The organism is Xanthomonas sp. WHRI 6108, assembly GCF_040202385.2.
In the GTDB taxonomy this organism is placed as follows: Bacteria; Pseudomonadota; Gammaproteobacteria; order Xanthomonadales; family Xanthomonadaceae; genus Xanthomonas; species Xanthomonas arboricola.
The window spans coordinates 3,489,205-3,513,900 of sequence record NZ_CP168198.1; the positions used below are offsets into that span (position 1 = coordinate 3,489,205).

Sequence of the window (24,696 nt, forward strand, 5' to 3'; positions counted from 1 at the left end):
AGATCGGCTGGGCCTGCGGTCCCGATCTTGCGCAGTGTCGCTGGCGCGTCCGGCTGCATACAACCCGGTGGCGAACCGGGCGCAGGTGTTACAGCGTCGAGGCCACCACCGCGTCCCATGCGCCGTCCGCGGTGGCCGCGCGCAGTTGCTGCCAGCCAGTTAAGCGAGCGGGTCGTCGAGCTGACCGCGGTCGCTGCGCTGGCCGGTGTCGCCGTGCCGCAGCAGGATGATCTGCACACTCATGCGTCGGACACGCCGGCTTCGGCAAATGTGGCCATGCCGTTGTGCAAGGCGCAGGCGTGACGCAGCAGCGGAATCGCCACCGCTGCGCCGCTGGCCTCGCCCAGGCGCAGATCCAGTTGCAGCAAGGGTTCGGCATCCAGTGCGCGCAGCAAGGCGGCGTGGCCGCGCTCCTGCGAGCGATGGCCGAACAACAGCCATTCGCGCACGCCGCCATTGAGATGGGTGGCGACCAGCGCTGCAGCAGTGCTGATGAAGCCATCCACCAGCACCGGAATCCCGGCCTGCGCAGCGGCGATGTAGGCACCGACCAGGGCGGCGATCTCGAAACCGCCCAGCCGGCGCAACCGCTCCAACGGCGTCGCAGCATCGGCATGCAGGGCCAGCGCACGGGTGATCACAGTGGCCTTGTGGGCGATGCCCTCGGCATCCAGCCCGGTGCCGGCGCCGGCCATCGCCTGCGGAAACTGCGACAGCAGCGCGCAGCCCAACGCCGCGGCCGAGGTGGTGTTGCCGATGCCCATTTCGCCGCCGACAAACAGCTGCGTGTCGCAACTCTTTGCCTGCGCGACGCTTTCGGCGCCCGCGGCAAGCGCGTCGCGCAGCTGGGTGGAGCTCATCGCCGGCTGCTCGCAGATATTGGCACTGGCCGGCGCGATCCAGGCACGCCGCACCCGCGGCAACTCGCCCGGGTCGTTGACCACGCCCAGATTGACCACTTCCAGGCGCGCACCGAGCTCGCGCGCCAGCACCGCAATGGCGGCGCCACCGCGGGCGAAATTGCGCACCATCTCGCCGGTGACCGCCTGCGGAAACGCAGACACGCCCTCGGCGGCGACGCCATGGTCGGCGGCATACACCGCGATCCAGACCCGCTGCACGGTGGGGTGCTCATTGCGCTGCCAGGCCGCCAGCTGCACTGCCAGCTGTTCCAGCCGGCCCAGCGCGCCGTGCGGCTTGGTCAGTTGCTCCTGCCGCGCCAGCGCAGCCGCGCGCACGCGCGCGTCCGGCACCGCACAGGCACCATGGATCCAATCGCTTGTCACACCGCCTCTCCCGTCAGAACCATCGGCAAACCTGCCATCACCAGCACCACACGCTCGCACTGTAGCGCCAATGCCTGGTGCAGCCGGCCTGTCGACAAATCGAGGCGTGAGTTCGCCCAGCGGCACGACGCCCTGCCCCGCTTCGTTGCGCGCTCACCCCACAGTGCGCATGCCCGGCGCAACAGCCGCGCTTACTGCGCGGCCTGATAACGCAACGTCAGCAGATAATTGCGCCCGGGCTGCGCGTACCAGCGTGCGGTTTCGTACTGGCGATCGAACACGTTGTTGGCGGTGAGCGAGACCTTCCAGTCCGCAGTCACGGCATAGCTCACGCGCAGATCCAGCAACCCGTAACCGGCCAGGCGCTCGGTGTTGGCCAGATCGTCGAAGCGCTTGTCGGACCCGAACAGGCTCGCCCCAACGCCGAATGCACCGAAGCTGCGGTCCGCATCGATGCGCCCGCTCTGCCGCGCGCGCCGCGGCAACCAGTTGCCGTTGTTGACCCCGCCATCGGCCTGCGGCTGCAGCCAGGTCAAGGCGCTGCGCACGGTCCAGCCGGCCAGCTCGGTGTCGTAGCCGGCTTCCATGCCGCGGATGCGCGCCTGATCGATATTGTTCGGCTGCCCGAACGGATGCGCCGCATCCACCAACGACGCGTCGTAGGCGATCAGATTGTCGATGCGGGTCTGGAACGCGCTCAGCGTCCAGGTGCCCCAGCCGTAGCTGCCACGCAGGCCGAGCTCGGCGCTCTTGGAGGTTTCCGGCCCCAGCAACGGATTGCCGAAATCGGGGTAATACAACTCGTTGAAGGTGGGTGCCTTGAACGCGGTGCCGTAGCTGGCGGTCAGGCGCAGATGCTCGGCAACATCCCAGCCCCACAGCAGGCTGCCGGTGGTCTTGCCGCCGAACTGGCTGTTGTCGTTGCGACGCAGGCTGGCCTGCAAGGACTGCGCACCGAAGCTCTGTTGCCACTGCGCGAATGCGGCGCGGTCGATGCGGCTGTCGGCATCGTAATTGTCGCTGCTGGCGATGGCGTCACGCTGCCAGTCGAAGCCGACCGTGAACAGGCCCGCGCCGGCAGCGATATCGGCCTGCAATGCGCCCTGCTTGCGGCGGGTGTCATAGGTGGACAGATACGCGCCGTCGTAATACGCATCGCTGAAGTCGGAACTGCTGCCGACGCTGGCAGTGAGCTTGACCGCATCGGTAGGCGCGTAACGCACACGGCCACCGACCGCCTGCTGCACGCCCTTTGACAGGTTGCCGCCGAAGGCCGAGCCGTCGTATTCGTTGCGGCTTTGCGCGCGCAAGGCATGCACGTCGGCGTCCCACTGGCGATTGAAGCGCCAGCCGCCCTGCATGCTCAGCGAATCGTTGCGGTAGCCATCGCGATCCGGGTCGTAGTCGCTGGAGCTGGTGTCCAGATACGCGTTGATGCCATCGGTTTCGTCATGCACCGCGTTGGCCGAATACCAGCCACCGCTTTCGCTCAGATCGCCTTCGCTGCGCCCGGCCAGGCCCGCGCTATAGCGGCGCGCATTGTCGCTTCCGGCCGCCGCGCTGAAGGTGGGTACGAAGCGGCCTTGCGGGCGCCGGGTAAAGATCTGGATCACCCCGCCCAGCGCCTCGGAACCGTACAGGCTGGAGAACGGACCACGCACGATCTCGATGCGCTCGATCTGCTCGATCGGCAGATCCTGCAACGCCGCCCCGCCCGAGGTGGCCGAGCCGATGCGCACACCATCGATCAGCACCACCACCTGATCGGACTCGGTGCCGCGCAGGAACAGCGAGGTCGGCTTGCCCGGGCCGCCGTTGTTGGCCAGCGCCACCCCGGCTTCGCCACGCAGCAGGTCCTGCAGCGAATTCACCTGGCGACGCTCGATCTGCGCGCGGTCGATCACGGTGACCGGCGCCAGCGTCTGGTCCTGGGTCTGCGCAGTACGCGAGGCGGTGACCACGACCTGGTCGAGATCGATGGCGGCCTCGGCATGGGCCAGGGTGGCCACGCACAGCGACAGCCCCACGGCCAGCACCGCACGACGCGGCAAAACGGAAGAAACGGACATCGACTGCTGCTCCTGGAACCGCGCCTACCCGCGCGGGGGCAATGGGGCGGCAGGCAGCAACGGGCCAGGCGTCCAACGCGGCAGCGCCAGACGATCAAGGCCACGCCCACCGCGTGCCGGTTCAATCCCTCAGGCCGGTCTCCGGGCTCGCGAGTGGAAGCCTGCGCCTCCGATGCCGCGCCTTCCCATGCGACTGCACAGTGGCGTGTTGCGGCATCTGACCTCGCCCACCGTTGCGGGGGCAGCTCCGGCATTGCAGTTCGCCAAGGCGATCCGCGCACCGGATTCCCGTTTAAACCACCGGCAAACCGGCAGTCACCTCAGGGGCGCGCATGGTAGCAGGATTGGCCAGAGGCGCTTCCGAGGTCTGTGGCAGGCGGCCAAGCGCAACGCGTCGCCACGCGTCTGGATGGCGAATGGCCGATTCCTTCTCCCACCGGGAGAAGGTGCCCCGAAGGGGCGGACGAGGGTACGGAGCGAAGCCTCATGCCATGGCTGAAAGCAGCATGCCGGGACTACCGGCATGGCCGCATGCCTGCCACCTTGCGTCATCTCGCACATGCGAGTGGGCTTCGCCCCCGTACCCTCACCCCACCCCCCGCTCCGCGCCCCGGCCCGCGCTTGCGGCGCGGGCGCTCCCTGGCACGCGCGCCCATGGCGCGCCAGCTTTGCCTCCTCTCCCCGACGGGAGAGGGGCTTCGGGTAACTTCGTCATGACCGCGTTCAGCACTTTTCGAAGTCGCGGCAACAACGTGCCGAGGCGGCAGCGTGGCCGGGGATCGGCGGAGAGCGGCACAGGGGTGTGCCGCGGCGGCGAGTCAGACAGGATGTCTGACCGAGCCGAAGAGCCGATCCCCGGCCACGCTGCCGCCCTGACCGAAGCCAGAGACAGACGGCGTACTTGGCGGTGCCTGGAGAACCCGTACCCTCACCCCAAGCCCCGCTCCGCGCCCCGGCCCGCGCTTGCGGCGCGGGCGCTCCAAGGCACGCGCGACCATGGCGCGCCAGCTGTGCCTCCTCGCCCCGACGAGAGAGAGGCTAGCTCGTCCCTTCCCGCACTCCTGCTCAGTTCACGGCTATCAAACCTCACGCCCCCTGCAGCGCCTGCTCCAGATCCGCCAGCAGATCGTCGATGTGCTCGATGCCGATCGACAGCCGCACCGTGTCTTCGCTGACCCCGGCATGTTCCAGTTCGGCCGGGCCCAGCTGACGGTGCGTGGTCGATGCCGGATGCGTTGCCAGCGACTTCGCATCGCCGATGTTCACCAGCCGCGTGAACAACTGCAGCGCATCCAGAAAACGCGCGCCGGCCGCGCGCCCGCCGGGCAGGCCGAAGGTCAGCACGCCCGAGCCATGCCCGCCCAGATACTTCTGCGCCAACGCATGCTCCGGATGATCCGGCAGCGCGGCGTAATTGACCCAGGCAACCCGCGGGTGCTGCTGCAGATACGTCGCAGTCGCCAGCGTGTTGGCATTGATGCGCTCCATCCGCAACGGCAGCGTTTCGATGCCTTGCAGGATCAGGAATGCGTTGAACGGCGACAGCGCCGCGCCGGTATTGCGCAGCGGCACCACGCGCGCACGGCCGATGTATGCCGCCTCGCCCAGCGCTTCGGTATAGACCACGCCGTGATAGCTCACGTCCGGCTCGTTGAGGCGTGGAAACCGCTGTTTGTGCGCCGCCCACGGGAAGCGCCCGCTGTCCACGATCGCCCCGCCGATGCTGTTGCCATGGCCGCCCAGATACTTGGTCAGCGAATGCACCGCGATGTCGGCGCCGAAGTCGATCGGCCGCAGCAGCGACGGCGTGGCCACGGTGTTGTCCACGATCAGCGGCACGCCATGCGCATGCGCCACCGCGGCCACGGCCTCGATATCGGTGATGTTGCCGCGCGGATTGCCGATCGACTCCACGAACACCGCCTTGGTACGCTCATCGATCAAGCCGGCAAACGCCTGCGGATCGCGATAATCGGCAAAGCGCGTGCTGATGCCGAACTGCGGCAAGGTATGCGCGAACAGATTGTAGGTGCCGCCATACAACGCACTGGAGGAGACGATGTTGTCGCCGGCCTCGGCGATGGTCTGGATCGCATAGGTCACCGCGGCCTGCCCGGAGGCCAGCGCCAGCGCACCGATGCCACCTTCCAGCGCAGCCACGCGCTGCTCCAGCACGGCGTTGGTCGGGTTCATGATGCGGCTGTAGATATTGCCCTGCACCTTGAGGTCGAACAGGTCCGCGCCATGCTGGGTATCGTCGAAGGCGTAGGCGACGGTCTGGTAGATCGGCACCGCCACCGCCCGCGTGGTGGGATCGGGCTGATAGCCGCCGTGCACGGCGATGGTTTCGGGCTTCCACTGCGGATCGGTCATGGCGCGGCTCGCTCGGACAGGACATTCGACAATACCCGGCTACCGGCCCGCACCTCATGCCAGCACGCCATGACGACATCGCCAGCGGTTAGTTCCGTTGACGCCCGGTTTGACTACGCGATTGCGTACCCAGTGCGCGACGATCAACGCACTGGCGTGTGATACGTCTCTTGCAGCATCCGCTTGTAATCGGCAATGGACGGCAACCCCACTGCGCGCCGCCGCGCATCGAGTCCCGCTTCGTCCTCGGTAGGTTGCAGCGACATGTGCCCGTCTGCTTCGGTCTCAAACTGCGTTCCGTAACGCTGCGGTTTGCCTTGTGCACGCAACACGCGATCAGTCAGCAACGCAACATGGTCTGCCGCTACATCTCTGCGGGAAAGCGCCGCTTCCAGCAACGGCAACATCTGCGCCTGAAACGTCGGATCTGCATCGGCATGCTGTACCAGTATCCACGCGGCCTCTGCGCCGTCCTCTCCAACCAGTTCATTGCCTGGCCAGCCTTGGCGTGCGACGACTTGCTTCAACCATGCGGTGTTATCGCGATCGACCGGTGCGATGCGTGCCCAATCTTCCGGCTTTCCGCCGGCAGCAATCGCGGCGCGACGGACCTGCTGGTCTTTTTCGACACGCGCCAGCAGTTCCTGTCGCAGCGCTTGATCCAAAAAAGCATTTTGCTGCGCACCAAGACGCTCTGCCTTCGCCAACAACGCTGGCCACGCCTCGGTCTTGCGTAGTCGATTGAGTCCGGGACGATCTTTACCACGCAGGTCTTCGACAGAGATACGACCGTGCGGAATCTCCGAATCGAGATAACGCAACGCTTCATCGGTGCGGCCAGCTGCCGCAAGACACTCCACCTGCAACAGCTGCGCATTTTGTGGAAACGGGATGGAAGCGCGTTGCAGCGAGCCTAAAATCTCCGCGCAGCGCGAATAGTCCTTTGCTTCATAGGCATCGACGGCAGCCACGAAATCCGGTGATTGGGCGGCGTGGCCCGCAACTGCCGAGCCTGTCCACATGACGATACCGATGATCAGATCAGCCATGCGCATCTGTGTTTCTTCCGTGGGTCTCTGGCCCGATAGTACCGGGAGACTGCTTGCCCCGGAACACCATCCGAACACGTTGCCCGACGTCAGCGGATCGTCCCGCATTCTGCGGGACGATCCTTACTCACTCAGCCCTTGCCAAACACCAGCCGCCCACCCTCGGCACGCACGCGCACGGTGTCGCCGCCGAGGTACTGGCCGGACAGGATCTGCTGGGCCAGCGGGTTTTCCACCTGCGACTGGATCGCACGCTTGAGCGGGCGGGCGCCATACACCGGATCGAAACCGACATTGCCCAGCAATTCCAGCGCGGCATCGTCCAGGTCCAGCTTGAGGCCGCGCTCGGACAGGCGCTTTTCCAGCCCATGCAACTGGATGCGCGCGATCGACTTGATCTGCGCCTTGTCCAGCGGGTGGAACACCACGATGTCGTCGAGCCGGTTGATGAACTCCGGGCGGAAATGCGCCTGCACCACGCCCATCACCGCTGCCTTCATCTGCGTATAGGCCTCGGCACTGCCGTCGCCGGACAGCTCCTGGATCTGGTGCGAGCCCAGGTTGGAGGTCATCACGATGACAGTGTTGCGGAAGTCCACCGTGCGGCCCTGGCCATCGGTCAGGCGGCCGTCGTCGAGCACCTGCAGCAGGATGTTGAAGACATCGGCATGCGCCTTTTCCACCTCGTCCAGCAGGATCAGCGAATACGGGCGCCGCCGCACCGCCTCGGTCAGATAGCCGCCTTCCTCATAGCCCACATAGCCTGGAGGCGCACCGATCAACCGCGAGACCGAGTGCTTCTCCATGAACTCGCTCATGTCGATGCGGATCATCGCCTCGGTGCTGTCGAACAGGAAGTCCGCCAGCGCCTTGCACAACTCGGTCTTGCCCACGCCGGTCGGGCCCAGGAACAGGAACGAGCCGCTCGGACGATTGGGATCGGACAGGCCGGCACGCGAACGCCGCACCGCGTCGGAGACGACCTTGATCGCCTCGTTCTGGCCGACCACGCGCTGGTGCAGCTCGTCTTCCATGCGCAGCAGCTTGTCGCGTTCGCCCTCGAGCATCTTGTTGACCGGGATACCGGTCCAGCGCGACACCACTTCGGCGATTTCCTCGGCGGTCACGCGGTCCTGCACCAGCTTGAAGTCGTGATGTTCGACCTCGTTGGCCAGCGCCATCTGCTTTTCCAGCTGCGGCAGCACGCCGTACTGGATCTCGCTCATCTTGGCGTAGTCCTGGCGCCGTTGCGCGGCCTCCAGCTCCAGCTTGGCGTGCTCGATCTGCTCCTTGACCTTGGTGGTGCCCTGCAGCGCGGCCTTTTCCGACTTCCACAACTCGTTGAGGTCGTAGAACTCGCGCTCGAGCTTGTCGATGTCGGTTTCCAGATCGGCCAGGCGCTGACGCGAGGCGTCGTCCTTTTCCTTCTTCAGCATCTCGCGCTGGATCTTGAGCTGGATCAGGCGGCGCTCCAGGCGATCAAGTTCCTCCGGCTTGGAGTCGATCTCCATGCGGATGCGCGATGCCGCCTCGTCCATCAGATCGATCGCCTTGTCCGGCAGCTGGCGGTCGGTGATGTAGCGGTTGGACAAGGTGGCGGCGGCAACGATCGCCGGGTCGGTGATCTCCACGCCGTGATGCACCGCGTAGCGCTCCTTCAGCCCACGCAGGATCGCGATGGTGTCTTCCACCGTCGGTTCGCCCACGAACACCTTCTGGAAGCGCCGCTCCAGCGCCGCGTCCTTTTCGATGTACTTGCGGTATTCGTCCAGCGTGGTGGCGCCGATGCAATGCAGCTCGCCGCGCGCCAGCGCCGGCTTGAGCATGTTGCCGGCATCCATCGCGCCATCGGCCTTGCCGGCGCCGACCATGGTGTGCAGCTCGTCGATGAACAGGATGATCTGGCCTTCGTTCTTGGACAGGTCGCTGAGCACCGCCTTCAGCCGTTCTTCGAACTCGCCGCGGAACTTGGCACCGGCGATCAGCGCGCCCATGTCCAGCGACAGCACGCGCTTGCCGCGCAGGCCTTCGGGCACTTCGCCGTTGATGATGCGTTGCGCCAGGCCTTCGACAATGGCGGTCTTGCCAACGCCCGGTTCGCCGATCAGCACCGGGTTGTTCTTGGTGCGCCGCTGCAACACCTGAATGGTGCGGCGGATTTCTTCGTCGCGGCCGATCACCGGATCGAGCTTGCCGCTCTCCGCACGTGCGGTCAGGTCGATGGTGTATTTTTCCAGCGCCTGGCGTTGTTCCTCGGCGTTTTCCGATTGCACGGTCTCGCCGCCGCGCAACTTGTCGATGGCGGCTTCGATCTTCTTCTTGTCGCCGCCGGCCGCGCGCAGGGCCACGCCCAGCGGGCTGGCATCGTCGGCGGCGGCCAGCACGAACCACTCGCTGGCGATGAAGGCGTCGCCATGTTGCTGGGCCAATTTGTCGGTCTGGTTGAGCAGGCGGTTGAGATCGTTGCCGATCGACAGGTTGCCTTCCTGCCCGGAGACCTTGGGCAGCGTGTCCAGCGCCTCGCCCAGCCGCTCGCGCAGCAGCGGCACGTTGACGCCGGCCTGCGACAGCAGCGGGCGTGTGCTGCCGCCACTCTGGTCGAGCAATGCGGCGAGCACGTGCACCGGCTCGATGATGTTGTGGTCGCGGCCCACGGCCAGCGACTGCGCGTCGGCCAGCGCCTGCTGGAACCGCGAGGTGAGCTTGTCCATCCGCATGGGGATAATCCTCTGAACTGGTGGCCGGCGACGCCGACGATACCGTGCAGATGCGGCTGCCGTGCGGGGTTTCAAGGTTTGGCGGCTGCGCAGGTGCCGATGCGGGGCAGCAGGACCGGCTCACACACGGTGGCGCCTGGGCTGGGCGGTGTGGGTTCGCCCACTGACCTGGACCACCCCAGGCAGACGGACACGTCGTTAGACGATCCGCCGCAGCGGTAGCGACGCAGGTGCCACGGCAGGATTCTCCGCAGCCGCTGACGCCGGAAGGTGCGATGCCCCCAGCAGACGCGACAGCACCTGCGCCTGGATTGCCGCCAGGGCCGGCGCGCCGGGGGCACGCGGATGCGGCACCGGCACCGGCAGATCCAGGCCGACCTGGCCGTGTTCGATCAGCACGATGCGATCGGCCAGCGCACTCGCCTCGGCCACATCGTGGGTCACCAGCACCAGGGTGAAGCCGTACTGCCGCCACAACTGCACGATCAGCTGCTGCATCTCGATGCGCGTCAACGCATCCAGTGCGCCCAGCGGTTCGTCCAGCAACAGCAGCCGCGGCCGATGGACCAGTGCGCGCGCCAGGGCCACGCGCTGGCGTTGACCGCCGGACAGCGCCGCCGGCCACTCGCCACCGCGTGCGCCCAGCGCCACCGCATCCAGCGCCGCCTGTGCCTGCGCACGCCCGGCACGCCCCAGGCCCAGCGCCACGTTGTCGATCACGCGCTTCCACGGCAACAACCGCGCGTCCTGGAACATCAGCCGCACCGCATCGCGCTGCGCTGCCAGCGCTGCATGACCGCTGTCGACGGTGCCGGTATCGGCTGCTTCCAGCCCAGCGATCACGCGCAGCAAGGTGCTCTTGCCGCAGCCGCTGCGCCCGACCACCGCCACGCAGGCGCCGGGCGCGATCTCCAGGTCGATGCCACGCAAGACCTCGCTGTCGCCGTAGCGCTTGCCGATGCCGCGCAGGCTCAGCGGCAGGCCGGTGTCGGCCGCGCTCACCGGCGCAGCTCCGCACGCTGTTGCTGCGCCGGATGCCAGCCCAGCCACCAGGCTTCCAGCCCGCGTGCGGCCAGATCGGCCAGCTTGCCGAGCAGCGCGTACAGCACGATGGCCACCACCACGATGTCGGTCTGCAGAAACTCGCGTGCGTTGGTGGCCAGATAGCCGATGCCGGAACTGGCGGAAATGGTTTCGGCCACGATCAGGGTCAGCCACATCAGGCCCAACGCAAAGCGCAAGCCGACCAGAATCGACGGCAATGCGCCGGGCAACAACACATCGACAAACAGCTGCGGGCCGCGCAGGCCGTAATTGCGCGCCATCTCGATCAAGGCCGGGTCCACGCTGCGGATGCCATGGTAGGTATTGAGATAGATCGGGAAGAATGTGCCCAGCGCCACCAGGAACAGCTTGGCGCCCTCGTCGATCCCGAACCACAGGATCACCAGCGGAATCAGCGCCAGATGCGGCACGTTGCGCAGCATCTGCAAGGTGCTGTCGAGCAGGCGTTCGGCCATACGCGACACGCCGGTGAGCAGGCCCAGCGCAAACCCGATGCTACCGCCGATGGCCAGGCCCACTGCCGCACGCCAGCTGCTGATGGCCAGGTGTTGCCACAACTCGCCGGTTTGCACCAAGGTCACTGCGGCACGTAATACCGCATCCGGTGCGGGCAGGATGCGCTGCGGCAACCAGCCGCCGGAGGCCGCGACCTGCCAGGCCACCAGCAAGGCCAGCGGCACTAACCAGGGCACCAGCACGTTGCCTAATCGCTGCGAGCGGCGACTCATCGCACGGCCTTGTTGGTTGGGCGATGCAGCGAAACAACGGCGTGCGCCTGCCCGCTCACGGGTGCTCGGCATGCGTTCTGGCCTGCGCATGCGCTCCTGCGTGCGGGTGTAGTACTGCTGGCGTGCATCACTTGCCCACCGCCTGCTTGCCTGCCGCTGGCACCGCGGCAACTGCGGGCGCACGCCACACCGCCGGCGCCACCAGCACGCGTTTGGGCAGCAGGCGCTGCGCGTAGAACAGATCGGCAGTCGCCTGCTGCGCCTTGATGACCTCGGCGCTGAGCGGTTGCACGCTGGCCGGCGGGCGATGCGCCAGCGTGCGCTCGACCACTGCAGGCGACAGCCCGCTGACCTGCGCCAGCACCTTGATGCTGCCGGCGCGGTCGCGCTCCAGCAAGCCATCGGCCTGGTTGAGCTGCAGCATCACCTGCTGCACGAACGGACCCCACGCGGTGGCGTAATGCCGCGAGGACAGAAAGAACCCGCCGGTCAATCCCAGCCCTTCGCCATTGGCGAGCAGGCGTGCGCTGCCATCCAGCGTCAATGCCGAATACCACGGGTCCCAGATCGCCCAGGCATCCACCTGCCCGGCCGCGAACGCCGCACGTGCGTTGGCCGGCGACAGATACAACGGCGTGATGTCGCGCATGCTCAGGCCGGACTTGGCCAACAACCGCAGCAGCAGGTTGTGCGCGCTGGAACCCTTCTGGAAGGCCACCCGCTTGCCCTTGAGGTCGGCCACGCGCCGCAGCGTGCTGCTGGCCGGCACCAGAATGGTCTCGGCCTTGGGCGTGGGCGGCACCCAGCCCACGTACAGCAGATCGGCACCGGCGGCCTGCGCGAACAATGGCGGAATATCGCCCGCACCGCCCAGGTCGATGCTGCCCACGTTCAAGGCTTCCAGCAGCTGCGGGCCGGCCGGAAACTCGACCCAGCTGATTCTGGTGCGCGGGAAGCGCTGCTCCAGCAACCGATGCTGCTTGGCCAGCACCAGGCTGGACACCGCTTTCTGATAGCCGATACGCAACTGCGCCGGCTCGGCCGCCGCTGCGGGTTGCAGCCACGCGATGCCGGACAACAGCAACGCAGCAATCAAAAAGCGGTAGCGCATCAGAGTGTTCCTCATTGCCAATCGGTGGACGGTTTTTCCCAGAGGTTGACGCCACCTTCGACCGCAAAGCGATCGATCTCGGCCAACTCGTCCGCACTGAACCCGGGCGTCTGCAAGGCCGCGACGTTTTCGATCAACTGCTCCGGGCGGCTGGCGCCCAGCAGTGCCGAGCTCACCCGCGGGTCGCGCAACACCCAGGTCAGGGCCAGCTGCGCCAGGCTCTGCCCACGCCGCTGCGCGATCGCATCCAGCCCGCGTGCGCGCTGCAGGTTGGCCTCGGCCAGATGTTCCGGCCGCAGCGAGTCGCCACCGGGACGATTCACGCGCGCATCGCTGGGTACGCCATTGAGGTACTTGCCGGTCAACAGGCCCTGCGCCAGTGGCGTGAATGCGATCACTCCGGCGCCGACCTCGTCGGTCGCATCGAACAGCTCATGCTCGGCCCAGCGATTGAACAGGTTGTAGGCCGGCTGGTGGATCAGCAGCGGCACCTTCCACTCGCGCAGCAACGCGGCGATCTCGCGCGTACGCGCCGCTGAATACGACGACACGCCCACATACAGCGCCTTGCCCTGCTGCACCGCGCTAGCCAGTGCGCCGGCGGTCTCTTCCAACGGCGTGTCTGCATCGAAGCGGTGCGAGTAGAAGATGTCCACGTAGTCCACGCCCAGCCGCTGCAGGCTCTGATCCAGGCTGGACAGCAGGTATTTGCGCGAACTGCCGCCCTGCCCGTACGGACCCGGCCACATGTCCCAGCCGGCCTTGGTGGAAATGATCAATTCATCGCGATACGGTTTGAAGTCTTCACGCAGCAGGCGGCCGAAGTTGATTTCCGCGCTGCCATACGGCGGGCCGTAGTTGTTGGCCAGATCGAAATGGGTGATGCCCAGGTCGAAGGCGGTCCGCAGCAATGCGCGCTGCGTGTCGATCGGCGTGCTGTCGCCGAAGTTGTGCCACAGGCCCAGCGACAGCGCAGGCAGGACAAGGCCGCTGCGGCCGACACGGCGGTAGGCGATACGGTCGTAACGATCGGGATGTGCGAGATAGGTCATCAGGGTATCCGGTGAGTCAGCGTGCGCTGAAGCGATTGACGGGGCGTGCCAGCCCCAAATGATCGCGCAGGGTGCGCCCTGCATATTCACGCCGGAACAGTCCACGCCGCTGCAACTCGGGCACCACGTGCGTGGCCACATCGGCCAGGCCGCCGGGCAGATGCGGCACCAGCACGTTGAAACCGTCCGCGGCCCCGCCTTCGAACCAGGCCTGCAGCTCGTCGGCAATCTGTGCCGGCGTGCCGATCAGGCTGTAGTGCCCGCGTCCGCCTGCGATGCGCCGACCGAGCTGGGCAATGCTCAGCTGCTCCTGTCCGGCCAGCTCGGTGAACAACTGCTGGCGGCTGCGCTGGCCGGTTTCGGTGAGCGGCAGCTCCGGCAACGGCCCATCGGGGGGATAGCCGGACAGATCGAAGTTGCCCAGCATGCGCGACAGCAGCGCGATGCCGACCTCCGGCTCCACCAGCTCCTGGAACTGCGCGAACTTGTCCTGCGCCTCGGCCTGGCTCTGCCCGACCACGATGAACACACCCGGCATCACCTTCAACGCATCGCGCGCGCGCCCGAACTGTTCCAGCCGCCCCTTGATGTCGGCATAGAACGCCTGCGCCTTGGCCAGCGACGATTGCGCGGTGAACACCACCTCGGCGGTTTCCGCAGCCAGCGCGCGCCCGGGCTCGGACGAGCCGGCCTGCACCAGCACCGGATGCCCCTGCGGCGCGCGTGCGATGTTGAGCGGGCCGCGGACCTGGAAGTGCGCGCCGCGATGATCCAGCACATGCAGCCGCGCCGGATCGTAGTGCACGCCTGCAGCGGTGTCGGCGATGAAGGCATCGTCGTCCCAGCTGTCCCACAGCCCCGCGACCACCTGCTGGAATTCGCGCGCCCGCGCATAACGCTCGGCATGCACGTAATGCGCGTCGCGGTTGAAGTTCAATGCTTCGTCGGCGGCATCGGAGGTGACCAGATTCCAGCCGGCACGCCCACCGGACAGATGATCCAGCGAGGCGAACTTGCGCGCCACGTGATACGGCTCGTTGTAGCTGGTGGTCATGGTGGCGATCAGGCCGATGCGCTCGCTCACCACCGCCAACGCGCTCAGCAGCGTGAGCGGTTCGAACAGGCTGGAGCGCGCCATCCGCGACGCCACCGGCCCACCGGCCGCAGCCAGGCTGTCGGCGACGAACACCGCATCGAACTTGGCGGCTTCGGCGATGCGCACCATCTCGCGATAATGGTCGAACACCAGCGGGTCGGCACTGGCCTGCGGGTGCCGCCATGCGGCCACGTGATGGCCGGTGGCCATCAGGAACGCACCGAGCGAGAGCTGTCGTGCAGCGCTCATCGCAGCCCACCGTGCGGTGCGCCTGCATTGCTCGAATCAGCATCAACAAACATCACGGACATCGTCAAAAATCCTTGTGCAGTTGCAGCCCGACATAGCGCTGGTCGTCGCGCGGCACCAGCCGGAACACGTTGCCGGTGGCATTGGCCAGCAACGGGGCATATGAGCGGTCGCCGAGATTGCGGCCGAGCACCGCCACGCGCCAACCATGCACATCGTCGGCAAGCGCGATGCTGGCATTCCAGATCGCGTACGGGCCCTGGATGGTCTGCGGGGTCTGGCTGAGGTCGTACTGCACGCTGTCCTGCCAGCTCACGTCTCCGTTGAATTCCAGTGCCAGGCTGCCGCGCAGCGGCACCCGGTAACCGGCGCGCAGATTGCCCTTCCAGTCCGGCGAAAACGGCAACGGCCGGCCATCGACATTGCAGTTGGCCGCCGCTGCCGCCGGGCATGCGAAGCGCTGGATGCGCGCCTGCGTATACGCCAGCGATGCGGCCAGGCTGAGCCGCTCGGTGGGCCGGTAGTCCAGATCCAGTTCCAGGCCCTGCGTGCGCACCTGCCCGGCGTTGATCAGGCGCGTCACCACCTGCCCGGCCACGGTGTCGAAGAAGTTGGCCTGGTAGTTGGCGTATTCGGTATGGAACAGCGCCACGTTCGCACTGAGGCGATCGTCCAGGGCGCGCGCCTTGAGGCCCAGCTCCCAGGCGTTGGAGGTCTCCGGTTTCAGCGCCGGCGTATCGCGCGGCTGCATGTTGAAGAACACGTTGTAGGCCGGGCCCTTGTAGCCGCGCGAATAGGTGATGTAACCGGTGGTCCGCGCGTCGACGTCGTATTGCAGGCCGGCGCGGCCGGACACGCCGTTTTCTGCGGTGCTGCCGCTGCTTGCGGTGGACGGCTGGATGCCGGTGGCTGCGGTTGCCGAGCTGGACACGCGCTGATGCCGGTAGTCGAGCGTGTCGCGGGTGAAGCGCGCGCCCAGCAGCGCACGCAGATCCGTGCGCCAATGCCAGGTGGCTTCGCCGAAGGCGGCATAGGTTTCCGCGCGGGTGGCGTAATCGGCCACGCCCATGTTGCTGGCGGTGGGCGTCGTCACCGTGCGGCGGTAGGTTTCGTCGTTGCGCGCATGCAGGTAATACAGCCCGGCGACCGCCTCCACCGCACGATCGCGCGGGGTCTGGATGCGCACTTCCTGCGAATACTGCGTGTAGCCCAGGTCGCCACGGTCGTGCGAGGACGGAAACGCCGCGCTGCGTTGCGCGGTGCGATCGCCATCCTGGAACTGGGTGTTGTCCCATTGCCGCCACGCGCTGATCGAGGTCAGCAGTGCATCGCCGAGCTGCTGATCCAGCTGCAGCGAGGCGCCCTTGTTGATGTCGTCCAGATACGTGCGGTAATCGCTGTTGATCTGCCGGTTGTCGTCCCTGGCGACGACCGGTGCCAGCGCCGCGGCGAAGTCGGCACGCGTGCTGTCCACCACCACACCGCTGGGCGCGTCGCTGTGCGATTGCAGGTAGTCGGCGAGCAGCGTCGCGTTCAAGCCAGGGTTCGGGCTCAGGTCCAGCCGCAAGCGCGCGCCGGCGCGCCGGTAGCCGTTGACGGTCTGGCCGTCGGCCACGTTGCGCACGTTGCCGCCGTACTCGGCCCACAATGCCGACACGCTGGCCTTGAGCAGCTCCGGCACCAGCGTGCCGCCGACACTGGCACGCACACGGTCTTCGTCGCCGCCACCGAAGTGCGAGTAATCCACATAGCCGCCGAACAACTCCGGCGCCGGCTTGCTGACGATATTGAGCACGCCGGCGGAGGCATTCTTGCCGAACAAGGTGCCCTGCGGCCCGCGCAGGACTTCGATGCGCTCGACATCGAGCAGGTCCAGCGTGGCCTGGCCCGGACGCCCCAGCACCACGCCGTCGATCACCGTCGCCACGCTGGGCTCGACCCCTGGCGAGGTGGAGATGGTGCCCACGCCACGCAGGAACAACGAGGTGTCCTTGTTGGAGGCACCGTTGCGAAAGCTCAGGCTGGGCACCAGCGCCGGCAAGTCGGCCACGCTGTTGCGGTTTTCGCGCTCCAGCGTCTCGCCCTGCACCACCGATACCGCCACCGGCACCTGCTGCAAGGTGGTTTCGCGACGCGTGGCTGTCACGGTGACCGCGCCCAGGGTCTGCGCGCCGTGCTCCGGCGTCGCAGCAGCCTCGCCCACTTCATCGGCCAGCACCGGCGCACATGCCCACGCCAGACTCCACGCCAGCACCTGCGGCCTGGCCAACCATCTCGAAGCAGCGAGGATCCTTGCAGGGGTCCGGTGTCGCGCAGGCATGTACGTCCTTTCGTGGCGTCGGCTGTCGTGCAGCAGCGTGGGGAGATTTTTTGCGAATTGGCGGTCGCCATGCATGTACGGCGACCCGTCGCAGTGCAGGCCGACACGGCGCTGCAATGCAGTAGCGCATGCTGTTTGCAGCGGCCGCGAGCGTCAAATAACCAATGTTTAGGTGGTTATTCACTCACGCGCCGCCGCGTGTCGACCACCCTGCCCAGCGCTCGCCAATATCTTCGCTGCACGACACCAGGCCAATGGCGATAATGGGCCCATGGATGCACCCAAGCCCTGGCACCTCTATCTGCTGCTATGTCGCAACGGCAGCTATTACGCCGGCATCACCAACGATCTGGAGCGGCGCTTCCAGGCGCATCAGCGCGGGACCGGCGCGCGCTACACCCGTGCAAACCCACCGCTGGAGCTGCTTGCCAGCCATCCGTATGCGGACCGCGCCGCCGCCTCGCGCGCAGAGTGGCAGCTCAAGCAGCAACCGCGTGCGCGCAAGCTGGCCTGGCTGCTGGCGCAGCCGCACGACGGCACCGGGTCACAGCCCGCTGACGCTTCGCTCACGCCCACCTAGCCGCGCGATTTCTACGCTGTAGCGCCATCGATCGCGGAGCAGCGCATGCACTATCAGCTCTATTACTGGACCGGCCTGCAAGGCCGCGGCGAATTCGTCCGGCTCGCACTGGAAGACGCCGGCGCCGGCTACACCGACGTGGCGCGTGTCGAAGGCGATGAGGTGATGAATGCCTTTCTGGAAGGCCACCAGGCCGGCGCGCAGCCGTTCGCACCGCCCTCCCTCAAGGCCGGCGATACGGTGGTTGCGCCGGTGGCGGCCATCCTGCATGTCATCGGACCGCAACTGCAGCTGGTGCCGGACTCGGACGCACAGCGCATCCAGGCATTGCAGTTGCAGCTGACCATCGCCGACCTGGTGGCCGAGGTGCACGACAGCCATCATCCGATCGCCACCGGCCTGTATTACGAAGACCAGAAAGCCGAGGCAGCAAAGCGCGCCAAGGATCTGCGCGACAACCGCCTGCCCAAGTTCCTGGGCCACTTCGAGCAGGTGCTGCAACAGGCCGGCGGCACGCATGTGCTTGGCACGCATTCCTATGTGGATCTGTCGTTGTTTCAGCTGATCAGCGGGCTGGAATACATGTTCCCCAAGCGCATGAAGACACTGTCAGCCGAGCTGCCAGGCCTGAAAGCGCTGCAACAGCGCGTGGCCGCCCGCCCACGCATCGCCGGCTATCTCGCCTCCGAACGACGCGTGGCGTTCAATACCAACGGCATCTTCCGCCACTATCCGGAGCTGGATGCGGCGTAAGCGATGGCGGCGCGTGATGCACCGCATGCCGCCGAAGTTGCGTTGTTTCCCTGCTGGGCTGGCGCACGACGCTGCATCCATGCATGCAAGGCCGCATTCGGGCGGCCTTCTCCTCACGTCATCACACGCTGCGTCAACGTCCCTGCAGCAACGCCGTCCGGATCCGCTGCAACTGCGCCTTCACTGCAGCCGCTTGCGCTGGCCCCAACCGCAGCAGCGCCTTTTGACCGACCGACAGCGACTCCAACGCGGGATCGACAAAACGATAACGGCCACGCTCGTCGCGCTGCACCTTGATCGGCTGTACCGGGTCGGGCGTGCGCAGCAGATGATCGATCACGTCGATCACGCGGTCGTTGAAGTAGCGGTCTGGCGCACCAAGATCGGCATAGGCCTGCTGGAACAGCGGATAGAAACGCACATAACTGCGCACCAGCGCCTGCGCATCCACCTGGGTGAACGCCGCCACATAAGGCGCATACCGCGCCGCATTGGCCTGATCGATCACCACACTGCCGCTGGCATCGGACACTGCCAATTCACCCGCCACCGGCTGCAGCACCGAGGCGCGACGGCTGATGCTGGGCTGGGTGAGATTGTCGATCATCACCACCACGCGTTCGATCAGGTGCTTGCGCAGCACGATCGACAAGGCGCCATCGTCCTGCACCAGTTCCAGCAAGGCCTGCCACGCAGCGGCATCGCTCTGTGCCAGCGCAGGAATCGCAGCGTCGGCGGCATCGGCCGAGGGCTGCTGCACCGGATGCCGCGGCCCTGCCGGTGCCGGCGGCGCTGGGGCCACCGCCGCTGCCACGGCGCTGGCGGTCTGGCTGATCGGCGCAGGCAACGCGCCCGGCGCCGTGGGTGACCCGCTGAATAGCCACCAGGCAGCGCCAGCCACCACTGGCACCGCCAGCAGCCACGGCCAACGCGAAGACTTGGATTGCATCGTGGAACTCCTTACATCGACGACATCCATGGTGTGACAACCAGATATCGCGGTGGTTCCATCGATGTGCGGCGATGACGCGATCAAGCAGACCATGTGCATCGCACAAGGGCGATTGGCCGCGAAGAGGACTGTTTCTGGCAGAGAACGCTGGCTGCAGCGCTAGAACTGGCAACGACATACGCCTGACCACCGTCCTCATTGCGAACCGATCACGCGCGCAGCGAAATCCGATGCAGTCACAACTCAGTGATCGAGGGGCGCGATGCCCTCACCGCTTGCGGGACACGCCGTGAATCCGTCCGTGGAGGCTCCTTGGCTGCATCCATGCCGCCAAGGGTCCCGCAACCGGCAAGGACACCGCGCCAGGAGGTTGGTTGGTGGTCGAATGAAAAGCTGCCTGTTGCGATTGCAAGTCTTGCGTCGGGACGCTGAAAAGTTTGCAGGTTGCTTTGTTGAGCCGCTGCCGTTACTCGGTCTGCGCTGGAAAGCTGATCGAACGCACGGTGATCCGAACAACGCACACCATGCTTTGCTTGCAACCAAACCACCGACCATCTCGACAGGTCCTTGCCCGCCCACCGTCGCGGGACCTTACGCGGCATGGATGCCGCGTAAGAGCCTACATGGACGTACTTGCGGCGTGTCCTGCAAGGGCCCTGCAGCCAGGCCACAGATCGCATGCTCCAGCTCTGGTTTGGCTTTGGCTCTCGCTCACCCACATCGCCAACGCTCGAACCAGAACGCCCAGCGTTGCCGCATCAAACGACAACGCCGCCCGCCCGATGGCCACGAGTGGCAATGTCCGCCGCTCTCAGCTTGCGAAATCCAGCCGCGCATTCACCCAGGCCGCCACGATGGCGGCGGCCGCCTGCTCGGCCTGCTTCGCAGGCAGGCGCTTCTCGCGCACCAGCCATGCGGCCGTGTCGGCGCGCACCTTCGGCAGTAACGCGCGCACGGCCCTGCGCTGTGCCGCCGGCCAGTCGCTGTCTTCCCCGGTCCAGGCGGCAATCTCCTTGTCCGGATCCTCGCCGTAGCGCTTGCGCAATGCCGGAGTCAGGTAGAGCAATGGCGATACCGACGCGCGTAACGCGATGATTTTCCACTCGGCGTAACTGGCGTAGCGAATGGTGCCGGCGTCCTTGCTCAGGGCCTCGATCAACCCGTCGAAGCCGGCATCCAGCTGCTTCCAGCTGGCCAATGCAAACAGACCGCCCGGCGGCTCGCAGATCGGCGCGAACCCGTCGCGTGTCGAGCCATACAGCGACCCGAACGCCTCATACGCCGGCTCGCCCACTGCAGCAAAGATGAAGCAATGCACGTAAGGACGATGATCGCTGTTGTCGCGTTCGATCCACATCCGCAGCAATGTCAGCACGCGTTCCTGCGCCTGCATGGCGGGCATGCCATCCACATCGTCGAGCAAGGATGCGGCGAAGTCGTCGACCTTGCGCAGCGCCTTGCGCGCACTTTCAAACCGCGCACTCGCCAGCTTTGCATCCACGCCCGCGGCGGGGACAAACTGATGCAGATACGCCAGCCACGCCGAAGCCAGCGGCGTGTCGTAGCCCTGCAGCTGGCGCGCGGCGTCGGCAGGCGCAGTGGGAATCAAGGCGATGATGCGATCCAGCGCCTGTTGCTGCGCAACGAGCGCCTTGGCCAGCACATCGGCCCTGGCCGTCAATGTGCGTTGCAGGCAGTCGTCCGGCTTGGCGTCCTGCGCGCAAGCATTGCGCTGCCGCAGCCAGGCGCGTTGCTGATCACGCACGCCCGCGACCGCGCTACGCGGCGTGGTGTCCAGCAGCGCCCGATAGGACTCGTCCAGCTGATCGTCCAGATTGCCCAGCGCCGGCACCGCGCACAGCCGTTTTTCGACCGCCGTGGCTGCCTGCTTGCAGTCGAACGACGCCGCCCAGGCACCGCCGGCGCCAAGCAACAGCGCGCCGCCGATAACCACCCGCAACACGCTGGAGCAGGCTGTCATTGCACTGCCTCCTTGCGTGCGGGCAGTAGCGAGAGCAGCAGCAGGGTCACCGCCAGCGCGACATAGGCACCCACGAACTGCCAGCTGATCACGCGCGCCAGGCCGTGCAGCGACCACGGCAGATAGATGCCGCCGCGCGGGTCCACCGAATGGATCAGGCCGAACAGCGTCAGCCCCGCGGCCACCAGCAGGAAGACCGCACCACGGCGCAGGCGGCCATCGATCATCGCTGCCACGGCGGCGATCCACAGCATCGCGGTGATGATGAAGCCATTGCCCAGCGCGAAGATCACCGCCAGCTCCGGCAGGCCATGCCCATCGAGTTTGGTGGTCAGTGCGACCAGTTGATCCGGCGCGATCCAGCCTGGTGCCTTGATGGTCAGCAGGTAGGCCACCGACGGCAGAAAGCCCAGCACCATCGCACCGGCGTGCTGCCTGGGCGTGGCCTGGAACGCCTGCGTGGTGATGTCGATCGACACGTACACGATGATCGGCGCCAGCACCGCCAGTGGCAGCCATTGCACCAAGCCGGAGATCACACCGAGCATGCCGCCGATGCCGACGAACAAGCCGGTCAGCAGCGTGTAGCCGGAGCGCGCGCCCATGTGCTTGTAGGCCGGCTGGCCGATGTAGGGCGTGGTCTGTGCCACCCCGCCGCAGACGCCTGCGACCAGCGTCGCCAGGGCTTCCACCAGCAGGATGTCACGGGTGCGGTAGTCATCGCCCGCAGCGCGTGCGCTCTCGCTGACATTGATGCCGCCCACCACCATCAACAGGCCGAACGGCAGCAGCAGCGGCAGGTACGCCAGCGTGGCGGGCAGGCCGTCGATGAAGCCCAGGTTCGGCAGCGGCAACACGATCTGCGGCGGCGTCCATTCCGGCACCGCGAAGCCCGGTGCACCCAGGCCGGCCAGTCCCAGCCCGTAATACAACGCAGTGCCGATCACGAACGCCACCAGCACGCCGGGCAACTTGGTCGGCAGCCGGCCCTTGGCCAGCAGCACGTACAGCAGCAGGCCCAGGGTGACGAAGCCGGCCACCGGCGAACGCAGGGTTTCCAGCAGCGGCAGCAAGCCCATCAACACCAGCGCGATGCCGGCGATGGAACCTAGCAAGGCCGCGCGCGGCAGCGCGCGCGTGACCGCCTCGCCAACGAACGACAGCACCAGCTTGAGCAGGCCCATCACCACCAGCGCGGCCATGCCGAGTTTCCAGGTGGCGATGGCAGCCGCCTGCGGGTCCAGTCCCTGCGCCTTGAAGCCGACGAACGCCGGGCCCAGCACCAACAGCGCCATGCCGATGCTGGTCGGCGCATCCAGGCCCAGCGGCATCGCGGTGACGTCGTCGCGCCCGGTGCGTGCAGCCAGCCGCCGCGCCATCAAGGTGTAGAGCAGGTTGCCCACCAGCACGCCGAACGCGGTGCCGGGAAACATGCGCCCGAACACCACCTCGGCCGGGAACTGGAACATTCCGACCAATGCCATCGCGATGAAGCCGAGGATGGAGAGATTGTCGACGACCAGGCCGAAGAAGCCATTGAGGTCGCCGGCGACGAACCAGCGCGGCGATGCCGCAGTACGCGAGGAAGGGGCCGACATGGGAGCCAGGAAGCGTGGGGATCGACCGATGGTAGCCGCTGCTCCGCACGCGCGACAGCGGCGCGGTGGATCAGAGCGTGTCGCCGCGATTGCGCCGGTCTGTTCCATGCCAGGCGGCTGCGTGGCGGAACGGCCCTACTTCATCGCCGCAGCAACCTCGATCCAGCCGACGATGTCGCCACGGCCGGCACTGCGATAGCGCACCTGCACGCGCGTGGCATCGGCACTGACATCCAGCGCGTCGGCCCGATCGCCCTGCACCAGATAGCGCTTGGTGCTGGTCGCCGTAGGGGTGGCGTAGAGCGGCAGACGCGCCACCTGCACGCGCAGTTGTACCGGCATCGGCGCGTCCAGGGTGGTGCCGATCTCGCTTGAAACCTTCGCCCCGCGCGCGTCGTAACTGGGCCACACCGAGAGCGGCATGCCATCGCCGGTGCCTGGATCCAGCAAGGTCTGGATGTCGGGCGAGGCGATCGGCTGCTGCGTCCTGGCCACATACAACCGCCCATCGGCCGCGTAGCGATACACATCGGCGTACCACATCGGCCCGCTGCGGCAGGAGCTGGTCAAGCTGCGCTGCTGCCTGTCGGGCGTCAGATTGAAGAAGCCTTCGCACTGCACTGCCGGGCGCGTGGGCGCGGTCAGCGCACGAAAGCGCCGTTGCGCCGGATCGAACACAAAGACCAGCACCGCTTCGTTGACCTGGCCGAGCATCGCCGACACCGCCAGATCCGGATGTCCGTCGAAGTTGTAGTCGTCGCTGTCCACACCGGCGGCGCCTTCGCCCTCGTCCAGGTTCGCGTCGAACCATTGCTCCTTGCCGCCCGGGCCCAACACCACATGCAGGCGTGCGCCGACCAGTGTGGCGGTCGCCTGTGTGTTTGCGTCGAGCGACACCTGCACGCTGGTGTCGCGCGCAAAGCACGCAAACGACAGCCCGCCCAGTGCGGCGAACAGCAGCTTGCGTGCAGCGCTCACGCGCAGCCGGTGCAGATGTTCAAGCCGCATGGTCGCCAGACTCAGAACGACACCTCCACCGCCTGCCGCGACCACAGCACCGACTGGTGGCCGGTGGCCTGCTTCCAGGCCAGACGGATCGCCTCGATGTCGTTGCGCCGCTGCGGGGTGTCCTCGTGCAGGATCACCAGCACCTTGGTGCCCAGACGGTTCGGCTCCTTGGCACCGCGGAACAGCCATTGGCCATAGGCGTCGAACACGGTCAGGCCGTCGGGAAAGCGCGGGGTCACTTCCTTGTCCAGAAACGCGCGCCATTGGGTTTCGTCGATGGTACGGGTCTGCGGGCGATCGGCCGGGCCGGTCTCCTCGCCCACCCCGAAGTACAGCTCGCTGCGCACCCAGCCGCGCGCCGCCGCCGGCCGCGCCGCATCGCCTTGGAGGCTGGCAGTGGTCGGGCCCGGCGCGCCGCCGGGGGTAGTGGCGCAGGCGGACAGCGCCAGCATGGCGGCAAGCAGGCAGGACGGCAGCAACTTCATCGACTTCTCCACAACGGGTACGTTTACGACGGATCGGGGGCGGGCTCATGCAGGGCCGGCATCAGCTGATGCCGGCGTGCGCGCACTGTGCCATCTCGCACGCGCCTGAACAACGCGATAATATCTCTCCATCCGGATGAATGTGGACGATCCGAACCCCTTTGCGCCCCTGCCCGGCCGGATGCCGTCCGCGCGGCGCGTTCGCAGTTGCTGTCGCAGGAGAG

General features: G+C 66.7%; 18 protein-coding genes, 2 pseudogenes and 1 riboswitch. Of the genes and pseudogenes, 2 read left to right on the forward strand and 18 right to left on the reverse strand.

Going from position 1 to position 24,696, the window contains the following annotated elements; all coding sequences use genetic code 11:
• Positions 1-41: 41 nt before the first annotated feature.
• The 13 genes and pseudogenes from ABQ039_RS14685 to ABQ039_RS14745 all read right to left on the reverse strand — a co-directional run.
• A pseudogene (locus ABQ039_RS14685) lies at positions 42-243 on the reverse strand (histidine phosphatase family protein); the annotation flags it as partial.
• Positions 240-1,286 carry a nicotinate-nucleotide--dimethylbenzimidazole phosphoribosyltransferase gene (cobT, locus tag ABQ039_RS14690; RefSeq protein WP_024940845.1) on the reverse strand — a complete coding sequence of 349 codons (1,047 nt, stop codon included), beginning with the start codon at positions 1,284-1,286 and terminating at the stop codon, positions 240-242. The gene cobT and the pseudogene ABQ039_RS14685, both read right to left, overlap by 4 nt.
• A pseudogene (locus ABQ039_RS14695) lies at positions 1,283-1,433 on the reverse strand (bifunctional adenosylcobinamide kinase/adenosylcobinamide-phosphate guanylyltransferase); the annotation flags it as partial. The gene cobT and the pseudogene ABQ039_RS14695, both read right to left, overlap by 4 nt.
• Before the next feature lie 44 nt (positions 1,434-1,477).
• Positions 1,478-3,355, reverse strand: a complete 1,878-nt coding sequence (gene btuB / locus ABQ039_RS14700) for a TonB-dependent vitamin B12 receptor (RefSeq protein WP_349777996.1) — start codon at positions 3,353-3,355, stop codon at positions 1,478-1,480.
• A 114-nt stretch (positions 3,356-3,469) separates the two neighbouring features.
• Positions 3,470-3,693: riboswitch (cobalamin riboswitch) on the reverse strand.
• 748 nt (positions 3,694-4,441) lie between these two features.
• A complete protein-coding gene (locus tag ABQ039_RS14705) occupies positions 4,442-5,728 on the reverse strand; it encodes an aminotransferase class V-fold PLP-dependent enzyme (RefSeq protein ID WP_349777995.1) in 1,287 nt (428 codons plus the stop codon).
• A gap of 143 nt (positions 5,729-5,871) precedes the next feature.
• Entirely contained in the window at positions 5,872-6,783 is a 912-nt protein-coding gene (locus ABQ039_RS14710; RefSeq protein ID WP_184608740.1) for a DUF6624 domain-containing protein, read from the reverse strand.
• Positions 6,784-6,908: 125 nt separating this feature from the next.
• A complete protein-coding gene (gene clpB, locus ABQ039_RS14715) occupies positions 6,909-9,494 on the reverse strand; it encodes an ATP-dependent chaperone ClpB (protein WP_024940653.1) in 2,586 nt (861 codons plus the stop codon).
• Positions 9,495-9,692: 198 nt separating this feature from the next.
• Positions 9,693-10,496 (reverse strand): ATP-binding cassette domain-containing protein, encoded by an 804-nt coding sequence (locus ABQ039_RS14720; RefSeq protein ID WP_349777994.1) that lies wholly within the window; start codon positions 10,494-10,496, stop codon positions 9,693-9,695.
• Complete coding sequence (gene ssuC / locus ABQ039_RS14725) at positions 10,493-11,287, reverse strand: aliphatic sulfonate ABC transporter permease SsuC (protein ID WP_054592220.1); 795 nt, start codon at positions 11,285-11,287, stop codon at positions 10,493-10,495. The genes ABQ039_RS14720 and ssuC overlap by 4 nt, the downstream gene beginning before the upstream one ends.
• A gap of 127 nt (positions 11,288-11,414) precedes the next feature.
• Positions 11,415-12,413 carry an aliphatic sulfonate ABC transporter substrate-binding protein gene (locus ABQ039_RS14730; RefSeq protein ID WP_349777993.1) on the reverse strand — a complete coding sequence of 333 codons (999 nt, stop codon included), beginning with the start codon at positions 12,411-12,413 and terminating at the stop codon, positions 11,415-11,417.
• Complete coding sequence (mgrA, locus tag ABQ039_RS14735; protein ID WP_046343907.1) at positions 12,410-13,450, reverse strand: L-glyceraldehyde 3-phosphate reductase; 1,041 nt, start codon at positions 13,448-13,450, stop codon at positions 12,410-12,412. The genes ABQ039_RS14730 and mgrA overlap by 4 nt, the downstream gene beginning before the upstream one ends.
• Before the next feature lie 16 nt (positions 13,451-13,466).
• Entirely contained in the window at positions 13,467-14,795 is a 1,329-nt protein-coding gene (locus ABQ039_RS14740; protein WP_184433759.1) for an LLM class flavin-dependent oxidoreductase, read from the reverse strand.
• Between the two features lie 64 nt (positions 14,796-14,859).
• Positions 14,860-17,115 (reverse strand): TonB-dependent receptor, encoded by a 2,256-nt coding sequence (locus tag ABQ039_RS14745; RefSeq protein WP_349777992.1) that lies wholly within the window; start codon positions 17,113-17,115, stop codon positions 14,860-14,862.
• A gap of 271 nt (positions 17,116-17,386) precedes the next feature.
• Between ABQ039_RS14745 and ABQ039_RS14750 the strand changes: the two genes are divergently transcribed.
• Both ABQ039_RS14750 and ABQ039_RS14755 read left to right on the forward strand, forming a co-directional pair.
• The gene (locus tag ABQ039_RS14750) at positions 17,387-17,695 is read left to right on the forward strand and encodes a GIY-YIG nuclease family protein (RefSeq protein ID WP_349777991.1); all 309 of its coding nucleotides are present in this window, start codon (positions 17,387-17,389) and stop codon (positions 17,693-17,695) included.
• Between the two features lie 45 nt (positions 17,696-17,740).
• Positions 17,741-18,448: a glutathione S-transferase family protein gene (locus tag ABQ039_RS14755; protein WP_349777990.1), complete on the forward strand. Its 708-nt coding sequence runs from the start codon at positions 17,741-17,743 to the stop codon at positions 18,446-18,448.
• A gap of 133 nt (positions 18,449-18,581) precedes the next feature.
• Here the strand turns inward: ABQ039_RS14755 and ABQ039_RS14760 are convergent, their stop codons facing one another.
• From ABQ039_RS14760 to ABQ039_RS14780, 5 genes are all read right to left on the reverse strand, one after another.
• Complete coding sequence (locus ABQ039_RS14760; RefSeq protein ID WP_349777989.1) at positions 18,582-19,397, reverse strand: DUF3014 domain-containing protein; 816 nt, start codon at positions 19,395-19,397, stop codon at positions 18,582-18,584.
• An 814-nt stretch (positions 19,398-20,211) separates the two neighbouring features.
• Positions 20,212-21,381 carry a lysozyme inhibitor LprI family protein gene (locus ABQ039_RS14765; RefSeq protein ID WP_349777988.1) on the reverse strand — a complete coding sequence of 390 codons (1,170 nt, stop codon included), beginning with the start codon at positions 21,379-21,381 and terminating at the stop codon, positions 20,212-20,214.
• Positions 21,378-22,979: a hypothetical protein gene (locus ABQ039_RS14770; protein WP_102580633.1), complete on the reverse strand. Its 1,602-nt coding sequence runs from the start codon at positions 22,977-22,979 to the stop codon at positions 21,378-21,380. The genes ABQ039_RS14765 and ABQ039_RS14770 overlap by 4 nt, the downstream gene beginning before the upstream one ends.
• Before the next feature lie 135 nt (positions 22,980-23,114).
• Positions 23,115-23,987, reverse strand: a complete 873-nt coding sequence (locus tag ABQ039_RS14775; protein WP_349777987.1) for a hypothetical protein — start codon at positions 23,985-23,987, stop codon at positions 23,115-23,117.
• A gap of 11 nt (positions 23,988-23,998) precedes the next feature.
• A complete protein-coding gene (locus ABQ039_RS14780; RefSeq protein ID WP_024939416.1) occupies positions 23,999-24,472 on the reverse strand; it encodes a DUF3574 domain-containing protein in 474 nt (157 codons plus the stop codon).
• Positions 24,473-24,696 lie beyond the last annotated feature (224 nt).

Excerpts from the sequence above, each read along its gene's own strand:
- ABQ039_RS14740 (WP_184433759.1), bottom strand. The coding sequence starts at position 14,795 with ATGAGCGCTGCACGACAGCTCTCGCTCGGTGCGTTCCTGATGGCCACC.
- btuB (WP_349777996.1), bottom strand. The coding sequence starts at position 3,355 with ATGTCCGTTTCTTCCGTTTTGCCGCGTCGTGCGGTGCTGGCCGTGGGG.
- ABQ039_RS14765 (WP_349777988.1), bottom strand. The coding sequence starts at position 21,381 with ATGACAGCCTGCTCCAGCGTGTTGCGGGTGGTTATCGGCGGCGCGCTG.
- ABQ039_RS14760 (WP_349777989.1), bottom strand. The coding sequence starts at position 19,397 with ATGCAATCCAAGTCTTCGCGTTGGCCGTGGCTGCTGGCGGTGCCAGTG.
- ABQ039_RS14705 (WP_349777995.1), bottom strand. The coding sequence starts at position 5,728 with ATGACCGATCCGCAGTGGAAGCCCGAAACCATCGCCGTGCACGGCGGC.
- ABQ039_RS14770 (WP_102580633.1), bottom strand. The coding sequence starts at position 22,979 with ATGTCGGCCCCTTCCTCGCGTACTGCGGCATCGCCGCGCTGGTTCGTC.
- ssuC (WP_054592220.1), bottom strand. The coding sequence starts at position 11,287 with ATGAGTCGCCGCTCGCAGCGATTAGGCAACGTGCTGGTGCCCTGGTTA.
- mgrA (WP_046343907.1), bottom strand. The coding sequence starts at position 13,450 with ATGACCTATCTCGCACATCCCGATCGTTACGACCGTATCGCCTACCGC.
- ABQ039_RS14750 (WP_349777991.1), top strand. The coding sequence starts at position 17,387 with ATGGATGCACCCAAGCCCTGGCACCTCTATCTGCTGCTATGTCGCAAC.
- ABQ039_RS14745 (WP_349777992.1), bottom strand. The coding sequence starts at position 17,115 with ATGCCTGCGCGACACCGGACCCCTGCAAGGATCCTCGCTGCTTCGAGA.
- ABQ039_RS14730 (WP_349777993.1), bottom strand. The coding sequence starts at position 12,413 with ATGAGGAACACTCTGATGCGCTACCGCTTTTTGATTGCTGCGTTGCTG.
- ABQ039_RS14755 (WP_349777990.1), top strand. The coding sequence starts at position 17,741 with ATGCACTATCAGCTCTATTACTGGACCGGCCTGCAAGGCCGCGGCGAA.
- clpB (WP_024940653.1), bottom strand. The coding sequence starts at position 9,494 with ATGCGGATGGACAAGCTCACCTCGCGGTTCCAGCAGGCGCTGGCCGAC.
- ABQ039_RS14780 (WP_024939416.1), bottom strand. The coding sequence starts at position 24,472 with ATGAAGTTGCTGCCGTCCTGCCTGCTTGCCGCCATGCTGGCGCTGTCC.
- ABQ039_RS14775 (WP_349777987.1), bottom strand. The coding sequence starts at position 23,987 with ATGCGGCTTGAACATCTGCACCGGCTGCGCGTGAGCGCTGCACGCAAG.
- ABQ039_RS14710 (WP_184608740.1), bottom strand. The coding sequence starts at position 6,783 with ATGCGCATGGCTGATCTGATCATCGGTATCGTCATGTGGACAGGCTCG.